Origin of the sequence: Micromonospora sp. GCM10011541 (assembly GCF_042650725.1) — a bacterium.
Taxonomy (GTDB): domain Bacteria; phylum Actinomycetota; class Actinomycetes; order Mycobacteriales; family Micromonosporaceae; genus Micromonospora; species Micromonospora sicca.
In genome coordinates this window covers 38,391-55,127 of sequence record NZ_JBHSBP010000035.1, presented here as the reverse complement: position 1 = coordinate 55,127, position 16,737 = coordinate 38,391, and the positions used below count along the sequence as shown (strand labels likewise).

The 16,737-nt window shown below is 74.4% G+C and carries 15 protein-coding genes; 6 read left to right on the top strand and 9 right to left on the bottom strand.

Features of this window, described 5'->3' with window-relative positions:
- Window positions 1-8: 8 nt before the first annotated feature.
- Together ACFOYX_RS14225 and ACFOYX_RS14220 are read right to left on the bottom strand one after the other, a co-directional pair.
- Window positions 9-152 (bottom strand): helix-turn-helix domain-containing protein, encoded by a 144-nt coding sequence (locus ACFOYX_RS14225; RefSeq protein ID WP_322438997.1) that lies wholly within the window; start codon window positions 150-152, stop codon window positions 9-11.
- Between the two features lie 9 nt (window positions 153-161).
- Window positions 162-374 (bottom strand): hypothetical protein, encoded by a 213-nt coding sequence (locus ACFOYX_RS14220; RefSeq protein ID WP_322438859.1) that lies wholly within the window; start codon window positions 372-374, stop codon window positions 162-164.
- A gap of 27 nt (window positions 375-401) precedes the next feature.
- Between ACFOYX_RS14220 and ACFOYX_RS14215 the strand changes: the two genes are divergently transcribed.
- Both ACFOYX_RS14215 and ACFOYX_RS14210 read left to right on the top strand, forming a co-directional pair.
- Window positions 402-539 carry a hypothetical protein gene (locus ACFOYX_RS14215; RefSeq protein ID WP_322438858.1) on the top strand — a complete coding sequence of 46 codons (138 nt, stop codon included), beginning with the start codon at window positions 402-404 and terminating at the stop codon, window positions 537-539.
- Between the two features lie 58 nt (window positions 540-597).
- On the top strand, window positions 598-1,602 hold the full coding sequence (locus tag ACFOYX_RS14210) for a hypothetical protein (protein WP_322438857.1): 1,005 nt from the start codon (window positions 598-600) through the stop codon (window positions 1,600-1,602).
- A 37-nt stretch (window positions 1,603-1,639) separates the two neighbouring features.
- On the opposite strand, the gene ACFOYX_RS14205 is transcribed toward ACFOYX_RS14210, so the two are convergent.
- The gene (locus tag ACFOYX_RS14205) at window positions 1,640-3,895 is read right to left on the bottom strand and encodes a transglycosylase domain-containing protein (RefSeq protein WP_236647239.1); all 2,256 of its coding nucleotides are present in this window, start codon (window positions 3,893-3,895) and stop codon (window positions 1,640-1,642) included.
- Between the two features lie 349 nt (window positions 3,896-4,244).
- On the opposite strand from ACFOYX_RS14205, the gene ACFOYX_RS14200 reads away from it, so the two are divergent.
- A complete protein-coding gene (locus ACFOYX_RS14200; protein ID WP_322438856.1) occupies window positions 4,245-5,192 on the top strand; it encodes an acetyltransferase in 948 nt (315 codons plus the stop codon).
- Window positions 5,193-5,317: 125 nt separating this feature from the next.
- On the opposite strand, the gene ACFOYX_RS14195 is transcribed toward ACFOYX_RS14200, so the two are convergent.
- Complete coding sequence (locus ACFOYX_RS14195; RefSeq protein ID WP_236647241.1) at window positions 5,318-6,004, bottom strand: hypothetical protein; 687 nt, start codon at window positions 6,002-6,004, stop codon at window positions 5,318-5,320.
- A gap of 158 nt (window positions 6,005-6,162) precedes the next feature.
- On the bottom strand, window positions 6,163-7,344 hold the full coding sequence (locus tag ACFOYX_RS14190; protein ID WP_322438855.1) for a hypothetical protein: 1,182 nt from the start codon (window positions 7,342-7,344) through the stop codon (window positions 6,163-6,165).
- Between the two features lie 153 nt (window positions 7,345-7,497).
- Here ACFOYX_RS14190 and ACFOYX_RS14185 point away from each other — a divergent pair, with 153 nt between their 5' ends.
- From ACFOYX_RS14185 to ACFOYX_RS14175, 3 genes are all read left to right on the top strand, one after another.
- Window positions 7,498-8,436 (top strand): diacylglycerol/lipid kinase family protein, encoded by a 939-nt coding sequence (locus tag ACFOYX_RS14185; RefSeq protein ID WP_377534039.1) that lies wholly within the window; start codon window positions 7,498-7,500, stop codon window positions 8,434-8,436.
- Window positions 8,437-8,519: 83 nt separating this feature from the next.
- Window positions 8,520-9,293, top strand: coding sequence for a nucleotidyltransferase domain-containing protein (locus ACFOYX_RS14180; RefSeq protein WP_322438853.1), 774 nt, complete (start codon window positions 8,520-8,522; stop codon window positions 9,291-9,293).
- A 54-nt stretch (window positions 9,294-9,347) separates the two neighbouring features.
- Window positions 9,348-10,448, top strand: a complete 1,101-nt coding sequence (locus ACFOYX_RS14175; protein ID WP_322475063.1) for a hypothetical protein — start codon at window positions 9,348-9,350, stop codon at window positions 10,446-10,448.
- A 5-nt stretch (window positions 10,449-10,453) separates the two neighbouring features.
- Here ACFOYX_RS14175 and ACFOYX_RS14170 read toward each other — a convergent pair whose 3' ends face one another.
- The 4 genes from ACFOYX_RS14170 to ACFOYX_RS14155 form a co-directional block, all read right to left on the bottom strand.
- Complete coding sequence (locus ACFOYX_RS14170; protein ID WP_322438851.1) at window positions 10,454-11,965, bottom strand: hypothetical protein; 1,512 nt, start codon at window positions 11,963-11,965, stop codon at window positions 10,454-10,456.
- A gap of 17 nt (window positions 11,966-11,982) precedes the next feature.
- Window positions 11,983-12,840 carry a peptidoglycan-binding protein gene (locus ACFOYX_RS14165; protein WP_109799902.1) on the bottom strand — a complete coding sequence of 286 codons (858 nt, stop codon included), beginning with the start codon at window positions 12,838-12,840 and terminating at the stop codon, window positions 11,983-11,985.
- A 468-nt stretch (window positions 12,841-13,308) separates the two neighbouring features.
- Window positions 13,309-14,880: a hypothetical protein gene (locus tag ACFOYX_RS14160; protein WP_322438850.1), complete on the bottom strand. Its 1,572-nt coding sequence runs from the start codon at window positions 14,878-14,880 to the stop codon at window positions 13,309-13,311.
- A gap of 41 nt (window positions 14,881-14,921) precedes the next feature.
- On the bottom strand, window positions 14,922-16,721 hold the full coding sequence (locus ACFOYX_RS14155) for a hypothetical protein (RefSeq protein WP_322438849.1): 1,800 nt from the start codon (window positions 16,719-16,721) through the stop codon (window positions 14,922-14,924).
- Between the last annotated feature and the right edge of the window lie 16 nt (window positions 16,722-16,737).

Sequence of the window (16,737 nt, the reverse complement as noted above, 5' to 3'; positions counted from 1 at the left end):
GCCGACGATCAGGGACCGAGCTGGTACCGGCCGGTCAGGCGGCCGAGCTTCAAGGCCAGGTGCAGGCAGAGCCGTTCGTTGCCATCCTTCAGATCCGTGTCGGCGAGCGACTCCACCCGTTGCAGCCGGTAGTACAGTGTGGTGCGGTGCAGCGCAGCCGTTCAGCCGTGGCATGAGCGGTTGCCAGCCAGGTCGAGGTAGGTCTCCAACGTCTCCAACAGCACCTGGTGGGCTTCGTCGCCCAGCAGCCGGCCCAGTCCCGGGTGCACCCGCGCGACGTCCAGGTGCCGGGCGTCCACGCCGGACAACAGGCGGTAGATTCCCAGCTCGGGCCAGTAGACGACTGGACCGAGAGCGGGCAGGTGGGTGCCCACCCGGGCCGCCTGGAAGGGTGTGCACGCTTGCCGAGGATCGACGACACGCTGACGTCGGTCTTCGATCAGCGCCGGCCGGTTGGCCTGCTGCTGCGGGGCTGGCCGGGCGGTGTCGACGCGCCGACCCTCGACGGCAAGCTGCGCGAACTGGTGCTGGCGCTCTGACGCGACGTCCAGCCCGTTCCGGGCCGTGCACGTCCGCCGCGGTCGTTATGCTCCCGCCGTGTTCCGAAATCTCTTCAACCGTGGTCCGGAGCCCGTCGAGCCGGCCGCCGACCTCGACCCGGCCCTCGACGACCACGACCTGCGGGCCGCCCGCGACAAGGCGCTCACCGGCGACTGGCAGGCCGCCCGCGACGTCGTCGAGGCCGCCGGCTCCGACTGGGAACGACGCGGGCGCCGGGTGTCGGCGCTGGGCGTGGCGGCCGCGGACGACGGAGCCTGGCTCGACGCCTGGCGCGCGGAAATCCCGGACGACCCGGCGGCGGCGGCGATCTGGGCGTCGACCCTCGCGGAACGGGCCGGCCGCGCGCGCGGCGCGGCGCCGGCGGCCGACACCTCCCGGGAACAGTTCGTCGGCTTCACCGAGCTGTCGGCCCAGGCGGCCGCCGCGGGACGGCAGGCGATCGCGCTGGCGCCGCACGACCCGGTGCCCCGGGTGGACGTGTTGTGGGCCATGTTCGCCGGCGGCCGCGGCCGACAGCAGGAGTTCGCCGACGCGCTCGCCGAGGTCCGGCGCCGCGACCGGTTCAACTTCGCCGCCCACTTGGCGGCGGTGAGCTTCCACTGCGAGAAGTGGTTCGGCTCGCACGACGCCATGTTCGGGCTGGCGCGGGCGACCGCCGCCGCCGCGCCGCCCGGCGCCGGCGTGACCCTGCTCCCGGTCTTCGCCCACTTCGAGTACGCGATGCGCGAGTTCAACTGGGGCACGCCGACCCCGAAGGGGCTGCTCGCCTGCCGCCGGTACTTCCAGCGCCCTGAGGTGCAGCGGGAACTCGACGCGTGCGTCGCGAAGTGGCGGGCGGCCGGGTCGCCCACCCACGCCGACGCGATGGTGTGCCGCAACTGGATCGCCGTCGCCTACGCCCTCTCCGACCGCCGGGCGGAGGCGAAGGCGGTCTTCGACGAGATCGGCCCGTACGTCGCGAGCCCCGCCTGGTCCTACTTCTTCGGAGGCCGCAAGCACGGCTTCCTGTCGAACTGGCGGTGGGCCAACCGGGTCCGCTGACACCGACGCCCGGCGCCCGGCGCCCCGGCGGTCGCCGTCACTGCGGCTTCCTGCTGCGCGACGGCGACACGCTCGGCGAGGGGCCCGTCGACGGCGACCGCGAGGGCAGCACGGTCGGCAGGCTCAGGCTCGGGCGCGGGCTGGCGCTGCCGCAGACCGCCGGGTCGCAGGTCGGCCGGACCGCGCTCGGCGTGGGTCGGACCGTCGGCGTCGGGGAGGCGGTGGTCGGCTTGGGGCTGGCCGGAGCGGCGGTGGAATCCGGGGCGTCGTCCGGGAACTCCGGGGTGCCGAACCGGTACTTCTCCGGGTCGAGCTTCAGCGCGGCGGTGGCCTGCTCCATGAACTGCCGCCAGATCGGCCCGGGACCGCTGGACCCGTACACCTCGTAGCTGCCGTCCTTCGTCTTCAGCGGCTTGCCGTCGGTGGTGCCGAGCCAGACCGCGGCGGCCAGCGCCCCGGTGTAGCCGACCATCCAGGTGTGCACGTTCTGCGTGGTGCTCTGGCCGGCCTGCCAGGTCCCGGTCTTGCCGGCCGAGTCCCACCCGTTGTCCAGCTTGGCGGCCTTGACCCGGCTCAACGTCCAGTCGAGCTGGTTCACCGCCTCCTTGTCGAGCCCGACGTCATTCTGCACCAGCCGCTCGGAGAACAGGCGCTCGTCACCCTTGGTGACCGACCGGACGAAGTGTTCCTCGGCCCGCTTCCCGCCGGCGGCGAAGGTCGCCATCCCGTTGGCGTGGTCCTGCACGGCGATGCCGTACTGGCCGATGCCGACCTCGGTGGAGAAGCGTCCCGCCACCTCCTCGGCCGGCTGGCCGCGCAGCTCGACCCGCTGCGGCCGCGGGTTGCCCTTCTCGGTCGCCCACATCGAGTCCACGCCGGCCCGGGTGGCCATGTCGATCACCTTCGCCGTGCCGAGCTTCTCGGTCAGCTCGAAGTAGGTGACGTTGAGCGAGGCCACGGTGGCCTCCCACAACGCGCAGTCCGGCTGGCATGCCGCGTGCTCGGCGTTGCGGATCGGCCCGGCGGGGCTGCCCTTGGTCCGGCCCGACTCCGGGAACTCCTTGGTCTCCGGCGAGTCGAAGCGCTGCTTCACCGAGATCTTGTCCCGGACGGCGGCGGCCAGGTCGTACACCTTGAACGACGAGCCCGGGGGGTGCTGGCCGAAGCCGCGGGCCTGTCCGTTCTCGTCGTAGTACCAGCCGGCGTAGTCGGCGCCGGCGCCGTCGTTGCCGCCGTAGTAGCCCAGCACCCGGCCGGTGCCCGGTTCCACCGCCACCAGCGCGGCTTGCCAGTTCTTCGGCTGCCCGCGGACCGCCTCCGGCGCGCTGTCGCGCCGGATGTCGGCGGCCGCCTCGGCCGCGTCCTGGACCCGCTTGTCGATGGTGGTGACGATCCGGAAGCCGCCGTTGCGGATGAAGTCGGCCGGCTTGCCCTTGAACTCGTCGGTCTGCCGCAGCTCGCTGAGCACGTGGTTGACCACCAGACCGGTCGGCCGGTCCAGGCCGGACCGTCCCGCGTTCGGGTCGATCGGCTTCACGTCGTCGGGATACGCCAGGTTCGCCGCGTCCTCCGCCGACAGGTACCCGAGCTTCACCATGCCGTCCCGGATGTAGTTCCACCGGTCGATCGAGTTCTGCCTCGCCTGCGCGTTGCGCCGCGGGTCGTAGCCGGGCGAGCCCTCGGGGTCGTTCGGGTCGGCCTCCGGTTGCTTCACCATCGCGCAGAGCACCATCGCCTCCGCCGGGGTCAGCTGGTTGGCCGCCGGCGCGTCCCGGCGCACCGTCTTGCCGAAGTACGTCTGCGCGGCCGCCTCGATGCCGTACGCGCCGCGGCCGAACGGCACCGTGTTCAGGTAGAAGCCGAGGATCTCCTCCTTGGAGTACTTGTCGTCGAGCTTCCAGGCGATGACCGCCTCGCGGAGCTTGCGGGAATAGGTGACGCCGTTGAGGTCGGCGGCCACCCGCGCGTACTGCTGGGTGATGGTCGACGCGCCCTGCCGCTGGCCGCCGGTCACGTTCGACCAGGCGGCGCGGAGCACACCGGAGAAGTCGATGCCCCGGTTGGTCCAGAAGCTGCGGTCCTCGGCCGCCACGATCGCCTGCTTGGCGGAGTCGTTCATCTGGTCGTACGGCACGATGGTCCGGTTCTCCGCGCCCAGGGTCGCCATCTTGGTCCGGCCGTCGGCGTAGTAGACCGTGGTCGACTCGGGCAGTTTGAGGTCGGTGGGGGTGGGCACGCTGTCGAAGTAGTAGCCGCCGGCCACCAGGCCGGAGCCGGCGAGCAGGGCGAACACGGCCAGGAAGATCAGAATGCGATGGCGCCGACGCGTCCGTCCCGCGGGGGCGACCCGCGCTCCGGAACCGTCAGCGGCGTTGTCGTTGTCACCGGTTGGAAGCACCCGCACCCGATACCCTCCGACTGGTCGGCCGAATCGTGAGCTTGCTCGGGGTGCCAGGCTATCCGAGCTGCGCGGTTCTCCTGCCGGCCCACGTGTTGCGGCGGGCGAGCCCGTCGAGTAGTTTTCCACGCACGCCGTCGAGCTGGGAGGAGGTCAGAACAATGTCCGATGTTCTGCGCTCCCTCCGCGCTCCGGCGTCCGCGCGGATCTGATCCGGGGCGCTCGCTTTCCGGAGGATCAGCCCATGACCGATCTGGTCATCCGTCCGCTCGTCGCGGGCGAGGAGAATCTGTTCGAGTCCATGCCCGACCCGCTGCCGCAACTGCGCCAGGTCGGGTACGCCGACGGGCTCGCCGGCGGTGGTTACCGACCCGAGAACACCTGGATCGCCCTCCGCGCCGGCCGGGTGGTCGGCCGGGCCGCCTGGGTCCTGCCGCCGGGTGCCGTCGGCGCCCCCTGGCTGGAGCGGTTCGACCTGGCCGCCGAGCCGGAGGTGGGCGCCGCGCTGCTGCGCGCCGCCCACCAGGCGTTGGGCGGTCCCACCCGGTACTACGCCGCGATGCCGGCGCACTGGCGGCGCCGCCCGGAGGTGCTGGCCGTGGTGCGGGCGCCGATGGCGGCGGCCCGGCTCGCCGGGTTGGTCGAGCGGGGGGAGCGGCTGAGGTGCTCCTGGACCGGCACCCCGCTGCCCGCGGCCTCCGGGCGGTACACGTTCCGCCCGGCCGCCGACGTGGCGGAGATCAACGCGATGGTCGCCCGGATCGCCGAGCCGGACGTGCTGACCGGCGTGGAGGTGGCGCGGGCGGTCGGTGGGGTGGACCTGGCCACCGACCCGCTGGCCTGGCTGACCGGCCCGGCTGGGGACTGGCGTATCGCGCTGGACGCCGGGAGGCCGGTCGGCCTGGTCGGCACGGCCGGGCAGGCCTGCTACCCCCTGATCGCCTACCTCGGCCTGCTCGACCAGGCCGTCCGGGGTGAGCTGCTGGCCGAGGCGGTCGGGGTGCTGACCGCCGGCGGCGCCCGGGAGGTGGTCGCCGACGTGGACGCCCACCGGGTGGCGGTGGTGGCGGAACTGGAACGGACCGGGTTCCGGCAGTTGCGGTCCCGGGTTGTCTTCGAACCCGCCGCCGGTCCGCCGTCCGGCTCCGCGGTGGCTGCCGCGCACGGGGCCGACCGGGCCGGTCAGGGCTAGTTCGTCCAGGTGCGCCCAGGCGCCCGGTCGGTCCTGGGCGGCGCTCGACCGGGGCGGTCCCTCGTGGGGGGGGCCGCCCCGGTCCGTCCCCGGCCGGGTCCCTCAGCCGGGTCGGCGGTCCACCGTCACCGGTGGACGTACCCGCTCACGCGGTCGTTGCGCACCCGGACGGACGGGTGGCGGGCGGGCCACCGCGTGACGGTGTTGGCGCTCATCCGGCCGGCCCAGAACGGGGAGAACCGCCACATCGGGTGGGCGGTCCCCCCGCACGGCAGCGGGAAGTCGTCGCTGCTGGTGTACCCGTGCCGCAGGTGGAGGTCCCGCTCGGCCGGGGTGAGGACCTCCGTGTAGGTCGGCAGGCTCAGGGTGTCCATCCACCGTTGACTGCCGGCGAGGACGGCGGCGGCCCGGTTCGCTCCGTGGGGGCCGGGCGCCGCTAGGAACGCCAGATGGTTGTGGGCTTCGGCCGGACGGCGTGCGCTGAGGGCACGGCCGAGGAGGAGAAAGCGGTCGCGGTGGGCGCCGCACGCCGCTGCCAGGCGGCCTTCGTACCGCACCGGCGGCGGGATCGGCCGGTAGCGGTGGAACCAGACGGTGGCGGCGGTGCCGTCCTGGAGGAGGAACGCGTCGCCGAAGAGCAGCGCGTGCTCGGTCCAGATGCGGGCCACGGCGGCCAGCACACCGGCTCGGCACGGCGGGTCCGGGACGAGCCAGGCGCCCAGGGCGGTCGGGGCGAGGGTGTCGGTGATGAGATCGACGACCCGGTCGATGTCGCGCCATCGGGCGCGTACGACGGATGTTCGTACGGTCATGTAAAGCTCCTGCTCACGATCGGAGGTGTTGCCGACCCGGTGCCGCGCACCCGGCGCGGCGGTCCACGGGTCGGCCACGGGGGGGCCGCTGAGGCCTCGGGGCGCTGATCCGCACGACCGGCCGGAGCGGCCACCAGGCGCACTCCGGCGGCCGCTGCTCAGGCGGGTCTGTTCCCGGGCCGGGGCGATCGTGAGAAGAGGTCGCCCGGGCGGGCCGGGCGGACCCGCTGTCCCAGTACGGCGGGCGGCGTCCAAGCCGCCGCCGACGCGTCGGCGGCGGCGCCGTGCGAGGCCCCGGACGAACCGGCGCTGCTCGAGCCTGGAGCCGACCCGGCGGGCAGGTGGTCGACGTCCGGCGGGAGCGGCGGCGCGGGGCGGCGGAGGCTGCCGCCCGCTGCCGGCGGTGACCCCTGGCCCACGGCGCTGTTCGCCCGGGGCGTGCCGACGTCGGTGCTCGGCACGCGGTCGGCGTCTTTCGGCTTCGGGCCGGCCGGCGTCACCCGACCGGGCGGTGGACCTGTCGGGTCGTCGGCCGGGGCGCCGGCCTGGTCCGGTGGTTCGTCGCCCGGCGCCCCCGGCGTTCCAGGCGGATCCGGCGGTCCGGCCGGCGGGTCCAGGAGGCCCAGCACCGGATCGAGGGGCTCGAGCACCGGGTCCAGCGGCCGGACCACGGGTCGCAGGCCCCGCAGCACCGGGTCGAGGACGGGGCTCAGCGGACCGACGACCGGCGCGGTGATCGGACCGAGGCCAGCGGCCACCGGCTCGACCACGCCCGCGGTGACCGGCGCGGTGATCGGGCGGAGCGCGGCGGCCACCGGCTCGACCACGCCCGCGGTGACCGGCGCGGTGATCGGACGCAGCGCGGCGGCCACGGGCTGGACCACGCCGGCGGCGGCCACCGGGTCCGCGGGCCTGCTCCGGATCGGCTCGCCCTTCGGGGACGAGGGCCTCGTCGCGTGGTCGCGTGGCGGGGCGGGGCGGGCCGGCGTGGCCGCCGGGCGGCGCCGCGGCGGCGCACCGCGCGCGGTGCGTTCCGGTTGGGCCGGAGCGGGCCGGGTCGAGGCGGCCGGTGGTGGCGGGCCCGGGGCCGCCCCGCCGGTCCCGGTCGACGGCACGGCGGCACCGGACGGGTCCGCCGGGGGCGTCGCCAGGACGGGGGACAGGAGATCCCGGAGGAGATCGTCGACCGCGCCGGTGACCGTGCCGGCGGGTGCCGGGTCGGCGGCGTACGCGGCGTCGCCGGCGACCGCGTCGGAGGCACACCAGGCGCCGGTCACCCCGGCGACCAGCAGGCCCAACCGCAGCGCGACCCGCGTCAGCCGCTCGCCGCGTCGAGTCATCCCCGGCACCTCTCTGAGCCCCGGTCAGCATCGGGGTCAACGCCCGTACTCTACCGAAGGCATTCGTCCGATCACAGTGTGCGGCTGATCAGGATCGGGCGCGTCGCGCTCGACCAGGAGTGGAATCGGGCCGCCCTGGGTACCTCGGCGGCCATGAGCACGAGCGCGGTCGACAGCCCCGCCACCGACCCGGCCGACGCCCGGTCGCTGGGCACCGTCGCGGTCGTCGCCCACCGGAAGAAGACCCTCGGCGGTGGCCTGGACGAGCTGCGCGCCAGCCTGGTCGCGGCCGGCGTCGGGCGGCTGCTGTGGTACGAGGTGCCGAAGAGCCGGAAGGCGCCGAAGCGGGTGCGCAAGGCGCTGAAGCAGGGCGCCGACCTGCTCCTCGTCTGGGGCGGCGACGGCATGGTGCAGCGCTGTGCCGACGCCCTGGCCGACACGGACGTGCCGATGGGCATCCTGCCCGCCGGCACGGCCAACCTCTTCGCCACCAACCTCGGCATCCCGGCCGACCTGCCGGAAGCGGTCCGGATCGCGCTGCACGGCCGGCGCCGCACGCTGGACCTCGGCCGGCTCAACGGCGAGCACTTCGCGGTGATGGCGGGCGCCGGCTTCGACGGGGAGCTGATCCGGGAGGCCGACCGCAAGCTCAAGGGCCGGCTCGGCCGGGCCGCGTACGTCTGGACCGGGCGGCGGCACGTCCGCGGCGAGTTGGTGCGCACCCGTATCCGGGTCGACGGCGCCGACTGGTTCGACGGCGACGCGAGCTGCGTGCTCTTCGGCAACGTCGGCACGATCACCGGTGGCGTCCCGGCCTTCGACGACGCCCGCCCCGACGACGGCGCGCTGGAGATCGGGGTCTCCACCGCCAGCGGCGCCGTCGACTGGGCCCGCACCCTGGGCCGGATGGCCGCCGGGCGCGCCGAGGACTCGCCGTTCGTGCGGATCACCCGCGGCCGCAAGGTCACCGTCCGCTTCGCCGCCCCGAAGACGTACGAGCTCGACGGCGGGGCCCGGACCACGGCGAAGCGGCTGAAGGTGAAGGTCGTGCCGGGCGCCCTGACGGTCTGCTGCCCGGACCGCCCGGCCTGAGCCGCCGCGTCCGGTCGGCGCTGTCGGCCGGGCCGCCGGGCCCCGACCGCGTCCCGCGTCGGCGGGTGGGCAGGATGGCCGGCATGGACGACGAGGTACGCGGCTATCTGGCCGAGCTGGTCGACCGGGCGCGGGGCGTCCTCGGCGACGATCTGGTCGGCGCGTACGCGGCCGGCTCGGTGGGCCTGGACGCGTACCAGCCGGGGCGTAGCGACGTGGACGTGGCGCTGGTGGTGGCGCGACCGCTCGGCGGGCCGACGAAGCGCACGCTGGTGGACCGGCTGCGGCACGAGGCCCTGCCCTGCCCGGCCCGTGGCCTGGAGCTGGTCGTCTACCGCCGCGAGGTGGCCGGCTCCGGCACCGCCGACCCCGGCTTCGAGGTGGAGCTGAACACCGGCGCGGGGATGCCGTTCCGGGCCACCTACGCCCCGTCCGACCGGCCCACCGCCGACGGGCGCTTCTGGTACGCCCTGGACCGCAGCATCCTGCACCAGTCCGGGCTGACCCTGCTCGGCCCGCCCGCCGCCGAGGTGTTCGGCGACCTCGCCCCGGGCGACCTGCGGCGGCTGCTGGCCGAGGCGCTGGCCTGGTGGTTGGCGCTGCCGACCCCGCCCGGCGACGGCCCGGCACCCGGCGCGGAGGACGCGGTGCTGGGTGCGTGCCGTTCGTTGGTGAAGGCCCGCGAGGGCGTCTGGCTGTCCAAGGCGGACGCCGGACGCCGGCTGCTGGACCGGGGGGAGGACGCCGACCTGATCGGACGGTCGATCGCCGCCCGCCGGGGCGGTCCGCCGCCCAGCGGGCCCGAGGCGCGGGCCTTCCAGCGACGCGTGCTGGCCGAGGTTGCCCCGACGCATTGACGCGGATCAGCATCGCACTGTAAACAAGGCGTACTGATCGATCGGGGAGGGCCCATGCGACGTTCGGTACTGCTGTCGACGCTCCTGCTCACGCTCGCCACGACCGCGCCGGCCGCCGCCGCGCCGCCCCACCCGGCCCCGGCGGCGCTCGCCGCCACGCCGGTCCAGGTCTACGGCGCCTGGCACTGCGGCAACGACTACTGCACCTGGGGAACCGTCCGCGCCGTCACCGAGTTCGACAGCCAGAACCACTGGCTGGTCGACCGCGGCGACGGCCGGCCCTCGGTCAACCTGGTGGTGCTCAGCTTCGTCAACCCGCTCGCGCTGCTGCGCCAGACCACCGACGCCACCACCCTCGACGGCGTGCCGCGCGGCATGACCCCGGAGATCGTCAACTACTTCACCGCCCGCGGCGTGCGGGTGATGCTCTCCGTCGGCGGCATCACCTACACCGACGACTGGGACGCCGCGCTCGCCGAGAACGCCACCCTGCTCGGTCAGCGGGCCGCCGCGGTCGCCAGCCGGCTCGGCGTCGGCATCGAGATCGACTACGAGCAGAACACCGGCCCGAACCTCGCCGGCCTGCAGTCCTTCATCGACGCCTACCGGGCCGTCCACCCGTACGACGCCAGCGGCGCGCGGCCCGAGGCGCGGCTCACGATCGACGTGGCCGCCGGTGACCGGTGGCTGATCGACCTCAACCGGAAGGCGACCGGGGACTGGCTGCGTACCGACGTTCCGGTCCTCGACTACGCCAACGCCATGGTGTCCGCCCGGCCCGCTTCGGCCAGCACCTCCCAGGCGAGCTGGCAGGAGCACGTCGACGGCAAGCCGCAGTACAGCCCGCCCGTGCCCCCGCTGGCCCCGGCCAAGTTCACCGGCGGCGTCTACATCGCCTACGGCGGCAAGCCGCTGCCGGAGTGCGTCGACTACGCCACCTCGGTGCAGCGTGCCGCCGCGCCGTACGTGCAGACCGTCGCCCCGCACGGCGCGGGCGCCACCGCCGGCATGCTGGGGTTCATGTTCTGGGCGGCCGAACGCCCCTCGACGCGGGGCATCGGCACGGTGCCGCCGAACACCTGCGAGGGCGGGACCGGCGCCGGGGCGAGCGCGCTGTCCGTCCCGGTGCCGATGCCCGCCCTGCGCCAGAGCTGACCGGGTCAGTCCCGTATCCAGGTGAAGGTGACCCGGGCGCCGGCCGGCAGCCGGTCCAGGTCGTTCAGCTCCAGCACGCCGGTGACCGCGCCGAACAGCTTCGCCTTGCGCAGCCGGAGCTGCCCGTCGGGAAGCTGGTAACGGTACAGCCCGTTGGCGTCGCTGCGCTTGGCGTCCTGCACCGCGATGGTCCAGTCACCGTCCTTCGCGTGCAGGCCCAGCTCCTTGCGCCAGGTCAGGCCGGTGCCCAGGTTCAGCACGAACTCCACCTCGTCCGCCGGCTTCGCCCCGGCCTCGATCCGGTAGTCGACCGCGTCGTGGTCGCGGGTGATCAGCTGCCCCGCCGACCGCTCCGACCAGGTCGGCAGGTGGGAGGCGGGCATCGGGGCACCCTTCGGCAGGGCGGCCAGCGCGTCGTCCGGCACCACCCCGACCCGGTCCCAGCGCAGCCCGAGCGCGGTGAAGGTGACCGGATCGGGCACGTGCCGCAGCACCCCGTCGACCACCAGGTAGACCGGATCCCGGTGCTCCTCGCGCAGCACCGTGCCGTCCACCGGCACCGGGCGCAGCGCCCGCAGCGAGTCGCGCGGCAGCACCCGGACGTCGGACCAGCTGAACCCGAGGCGGACCAGGGTGTCCGGATCGGGGATGTGGAAGCCGTGCCCGCCGTAGGTGACGTACACCTCCGGGCGGTCGATCTCCCGGAGCAGGACGTGGTCCCCGGGCACGTCGGCGACGTACCCCGTCGACCCGTCCGGCAGCTCCACCACCTCGTTCCAGCGCAGCCCGAGCCGGTCGAACTCCGGCGGGCTGGTCACCCAGAACTTCGCCCCGCCGTGCACCACGTAGATGCGGGCGTCGGAGCGGTCGCTGAGCAGCTTCCCGTCGGCGAGATACCAGGGCAGCCGCGGCGCGTACCGCTCCACGAAGAAGCCACGCCACTCGTCGCCGTTGCTCTCCCGCACCGCCCGGTCCGCCGGGTCGTACGCGGTCTTGAACTCCAGCGTGTGCTCCCGGCCCGGGTACCGGTTGTCCCAGATGAACACCCGGGTCCGCGCGTCGTCCTGCTCGTAGCCGTACGCCACCACCTGGTGGTCGTTGCCGAACGCGCCCGGGTCGCGGGACTGCACCAGGCCGAGCGGCTGCGGCAACCCCTGGTCGAGGAGCTGCTTGAGCTGCGGGAGCTGCTCCTCCCGGGTCATCCGGGCCACGCCGATCCCGTTGAGCGTGGTCGGGTGGTCCGGCGTCCGCATGAACTGGAAGTACATCGGCCAGTTGTCGACGATGCTGGTGATCAGCCGGTCGTAGACGTAGTCGGCGACGGGGTTGCCGTCCGGCGGCAGGGCGCTGGCGCCGGGGACCGGCAGCCGGTGGTGCCAGTGGTCCAGCGCCGCGAAGGCCATCCCGCCGCAGCGGCCCCTGGTGTCGGTGATCGGCAAGCCGGCGATCTTGATGTGGTTGACGAAGGCGTTGCGGAAGGCGAAGCCGTCCCGGGACGGCCGAAAGGACACCCTCATGAGAACTCTCCCGTACCTCAGTAGGTGACCCGGACGCCCATCTGCGTCCAGGTGAGCCGGCCGACGACGCCGTCGTCGGTGAGGCCGCGCATCCGCTGGTACCAGCGGACGCCCGCCTCGGTGAGCTCGTCGAACTCGGTGCCCGGCGGGCCGCAGCGGCGCGCGCCGACGAACCGCTTGACGAACGCCACGTCCGCGCCGCTGCTGCCCCGCCGGACGGTCCGGCAGCCCGGCACCTGGCCGGTGGGCGGCGCCGGAGGCTTGGTGGCCTGCCGCAGCGCGGCGAGGGTGGCCGGGCCGACGACCGCGTCGGCCGCCAGCGCCCGGGACTTCTGGAACGCCCGTACCCAGGCGGCGGTGCGGGGGCCGAAGTCCCCGTCGACGGTGAGGCGCGCGCCGAGCCGGTTGGCCAGGGTCTGCAGCTCCCGCACGTCGCTGCCCCGGCAGCGGTCCCGCAGCACCCGGTCGCCCAGCCGGGTGGCCGGTGACGCGGCGATGCCCCACGGCCGCTGGCTGTCCTCCAGCGAACGCTGGTGGCTGACGCTGACGTGCAGGTGCTTGTTGTGCGGGTTGGCGCCGCTGTAGCGGGCGGCCGTGAAGCCGCGGGTGCGGCTCCAGATCACCCGGTTGTAGATGACGTACTGGCAGGACGGGTGGCCGATGCAGTGCCGGACCACGAGCAGCGGGTCGATGCCGTCGACGTCCACGTCGATCGCGTTGACCGAGCGGTCGTCGCCGTCCGGGTTGTGGTCCGACCGGCGGGCCTGGTGGTCGGCGTCGCCGATCCAGCCGTCCGAGCTGCGGTCCCGGTGCGGCCACCGGGTGTTGATCTCCTCGCGCAGCACCCGCAGGGTGGGTGCCAGGTGCACGCTCACGTCACTGCTCCTCGTCCGTGGAAAGGTCGTACTCGACCGCGTCTCCGATGAGGGCCTCCGGGTCGTCGTCCTCCTCGAAGACGGTCACCTGGTAGTCACTGTCGACGCTGGCGGTGTCCATCACCGTCGCCTCCGGTCTCTGCTCGGGCCGGCGCCTCGCGGCGGCGTCCGCGCCGGCGTGCCGCGTCCTCGCGCCTGGCGGCGGTACGCGGCGGGGTACCTGCGTCCACTGTCGAAACCGCAGCTCACGGCGGCAAGGGATGAGTCGGCTATCGGCGGCGCGGCGACCCGGCCGGCCGCCGCGCGCCGCCGATCGAGAAGCCCGTTCGCCGACCGGCGGGATCGCCCGGCGGATCGGTGGACCTCGGGCGTTCCACCGGCCGGCGATCCGCCCGGCTGATCGGACGATCAGCCCACCGGTTCGGGTCGGCCGGTCAGCCCGGCAGGCCGGTCAGCCCGGCAGGCCGGTCAGCCCGGCAGGCCGGTCAGCGCGTCCCGCAGGGCCGCCGTCAGGTCCGCCCGGGACAGCCCGGCGGGGTCCGGGGGCAGCGCCGCGATCACCCGCGCCGCGACCGCGTCGGCGAGGGCGTCCAGGTCGACCGCCCCGCCGGACCCGTTCGTCGGCGCGGCCATGACCTCGGCGTCCGCGCGCTGCGCCGGCAGCAGCGCCCGTACGGCCGCCGGGTCGGCGCTCTGCTTGGCGACGACCTCGCCGATCGCGCGGACCGTGACCACCAGTTCGTTGAGCACCCCGAGGGTGGACATGCCGCGCGGGATGCCGCCGCCGATGTACTGCCACGGCAGGGCCCGCAGCTGCCTGGCCACCGCCGGGTCGTTCAGCAGTGCGAGAAGCTGTTTCGCGTCCATCCCGTTCTCCTCCGTCAGTCCCCAGGGCCGCGGGTCCCGCTCCGCCGCCTCGGCCGGCCGGATGCCCAGGTGCAGCCGTCCCGCCCCGGGATCGGTGCCGGCGTACGCCCGCCGGGTCCAGCCGTCGTCGGCCCGGGCGGCCGTGCCCGCGTGGATCCACAGCGCGGCGGCGGGGTGGCGTTGGAACGCGGTGAGGAGCACGTCCGTGTCGACTCCGGTGACGTTCACGTCGATCGCGTCGACGCTGCCGCGGGTGTTGGGCCGGTGGTCGACGTGGTGGGTGGCGTCGACGACCGTCCGGTCGGCGCCCGGCCAGCGCCGGGCGATCTCGCCGCGCAGCGTCTCCAGCGCCGGGGCGAGCCGGCGGGGCGCGGTGGCCTCCTGCGCGATCAGCTCCCGCAGCGCGTGCTGCTCCACCGTCCGGTCGGTGAGGTCGCCCTCGTCGCGGTGGTAGTGCGACCACACCTGGCACCCGTTCGCCTTCGCCCAGGCGTGCATCCGCCGGTACCAGTCCGCGCAGCGGCTGCCGTCGGGATCCAGGTCCGCCGGAAAGTCGCCGGCCCGGGTGATCCGTGGATGGTTGATCTCGGCGATGCCCCACGGCCTGCCCGTGGCGGCGGAGAGCTCCACCATGATCGCCAGGGCGGCGGCCGGGTCCTCGTAGCCGGCCGGGCGGAACGGATTGCGGGCCTTCGGGTCGTAGGGGTACCAGTCGGCGAGGACCAGGTCGACCGCGTCCGACTCGTGCTCCGGCCACCAGGTACGCCAGTCGTTGACCCGCCGCCCGGCGGCGTCGACCCGGCGTACCCACTGCAGGGTCCAGCAGACCGCGAGCCGCAACCGGCCGTCGTGCCGGGCGGGGTGGTCGCCGACCTGGCTCCGGGTGCGGGTCCAGGACCGGCGGAAGGCCGCCGGGGTGGGGTCGCCGCCGGCCTGCTGCTCCGGCTCGTGGTGCGGGACCAGGATGAGCCGCCCGGTCCGCCCGGTCGCCTGCCAGGCGGCCACGAACGCGGCGGCGTCCACCTCCGGGTCCTTGTGGGAGACGATCACGTCGGCGTCCGTCGGCACCTGCGCCAGCCGCTGCCGCTGGTCGCTCCAGGCGGTCGGGGGCAGCCCGTCGCCCGGTCCGAAGAAGATCCGTACGCAGCTCGTCCGCGGGTACGTGGCGAGCATGCCGGGCACCGATCGGGTACCCGGGCACCAACCGGTGGGCATCATGCCGGAACCTCCACGGCCAGCGGTTCCAGGTCGGCGCGGACGGCCTTGACCTCCCAGTAGAAGGCGTGCGAGGCCGGGGAACCGTCCACCGTGCGGACCCGGAACGCCCCGTCCCGGACCCGGCCCGCGGCCAGCGCGGACACCGGCTCGTCGTCGTCGAAGACCGGGGTGAGCTGGACGGTGCGCCCGTCCTGCCGGGTCAGCGCCTCGAAGTACGCGGGCAGCTCGACCGTCGCGGCGCCGCCCTCGAGGCGCCCCTCGCCCCGGTAGTAGACGCCGTTCTCCGGTCCCTCCAGCGCGGCGTGGATGAGCTGCCGGCGCTCGGTGGCGTCCGGGGCGTCCAGCGGGTGGTCGATGGCGAACTGCTTCGACTTGCCCTTGATCACGCCGCTGCCGGCGTTCAGGCTGATGGTGTAGCCACTGGACTCGCTGGCGCCGAGGTAGATGGCGCCCGAGGCGAACAGGTCGAAGGTGCTGATGCCGCCGCCGCTCCAGGAGGCCAGGGGGGGCGTCGCCGGGCCGACCACCATCTTGCCGGTCACCCTCATGTCGCCACCGAACGAGCTTCGGTTCTCCACGAAGAGGCTGCCGCTGTCCGCGCCGGCGACGCCGCCGAAGCCGACGTACACGCCGGCGGCGTTGAGCAGGTGCAGCCGCTCCGGGCCGCCGATGTGCAGCCGGGTGCCGCCGTTGATCCAGCTCCAGTTCGGCAGCGTCAGGTGCCCGGCCACCGACATGTTGCCCTGCACGCTCAGGTCGCCGTTGCCGGTGGCGTCCTTGACCACCGTCACCCCGCCGGTGGCCCGGACGGAGTAGGCGCCCTCCGCGGTCAGCGACAGCCCGCCGCGTCCGCGCAGGCTCGCCGCCCGCAGCTCCTTCACCGCCAGGTCGGCGTACGGCTTGCTGCCCTCGGTGTAGCCCAGCGCCGGGCCGTCGGCGCTGCGGTCGATCAGCTCGAAACCCCGGCCGGCGCGGAAGGACAGCTGCGCGTGCTGCACGCCCGGTCCCCAGAAGCCGAGCGCGGTGACCACCTGCCCGGCGGTCACCGCCGCGCCCTCCATGCTGCCCAGGTGCAGCATGCCGCCGCCGATGCGCAGCCGGTCCGCGCCGTACTGGGTGAACGCGATGAGGTCGTCGGGGTCGTTGTTGTTGGCGATCCGCAGGATCGTGTTCTCCCCGCCGTACGGCCAGTACCGGATGTACGCCTCGTCGCCGGAGCCGCCGCCCGGGTCGGTGGGGAAGGTGATGCCGGCCTGCGGACCGGCGCCGACGGCCGGCACGATCGCGCCGACCGGCACCCGCAGCCCGGCGACCTGCCGCCCGGTGGGCTGCACCGTCACCGTGCCGCCGGCCCGGGTCACCTTGCCCAGCACCACCGCGTGCGCGGGGTCGGTGGGCGGGGTGGCGCTGACCTTGACCAGGCCCTCCTCGGTCCACCGGGTCTCCGCGGCCAGCCCGCCCTCGTCGCGCGGGTCGGACAGGTACTCGTGGTACTCCACCCAGACGACGAACGTGCCGTCCCCGGGCAGCGTGGTCCGCCGGTTCTCCGGCAGCACGACGACCAGGCCGTCGCCGTCGATCGCCACGCCCTGCCCGACCGTCACGTCGCTGCCGGTCGGGGTCAGCTCCAGGCCGCTCACCACACCCGTCGGGCGCAGCAGCCGGGCGGCCAGGTTCTGCCGGGCCAGCAGATAGTCCAGCGCCTGGGTCAGGTCGTCGGCGCGCAGGTACTCGTAGTCGTAGTACCGGGGCCGCGCCATCGGCAACGGCAGGTTCCTCTTCCAGGTGATCGTCATCAGGGTCTCCGCTGAT

Coding starts and splice junctions, on each gene's coding strand:
- ACFOYX_RS14195 (WP_236647241.1), bottom strand. CDS start 6,004: ATGACCGTACGAACATCCGTCGTACGCGCCCGATGGCGCGACATCGAC.
- ACFOYX_RS14200 (WP_322438856.1), top strand. CDS start 4,245: ATGACCGATCTGGTCATCCGTCCGCTCGTCGCGGGCGAGGAGAATCTG.
- ACFOYX_RS14175 (WP_322475063.1), top strand. CDS start 9,348: ATGCGACGTTCGGTACTGCTGTCGACGCTCCTGCTCACGCTCGCCACG.
- ACFOYX_RS14170 (WP_322438851.1), bottom strand. CDS start 11,965: ATGAGGGTGTCCTTTCGGCCGTCCCGGGACGGCTTCGCCTTCCGCAAC.
- ACFOYX_RS14185 (WP_377534039.1), top strand. CDS start 7,498: ATGAGCACGAGCGCGGTCGACAGCCCCGCCACCGACCCGGCCGACGCC.
- ACFOYX_RS14160 (WP_322438850.1), bottom strand. CDS start 14,880: ATGCTCGCCACGTACCCGCGGACGAGCTGCGTACGGATCTTCTTCGGA.
- ACFOYX_RS14180 (WP_322438853.1), top strand. CDS start 8,520: ATGGACGACGAGGTACGCGGCTATCTGGCCGAGCTGGTCGACCGGGCG.
- ACFOYX_RS14155 (WP_322438849.1), bottom strand. CDS start 16,721: ATGACGATCACCTGGAAGAGGAACCTGCCGTTGCCGATGGCGCGGCCC.
- ACFOYX_RS14190 (WP_322438855.1), bottom strand. CDS start 7,344: ATGACTCGACGCGGCGAGCGGCTGACGCGGGTCGCGCTGCGGTTGGGC.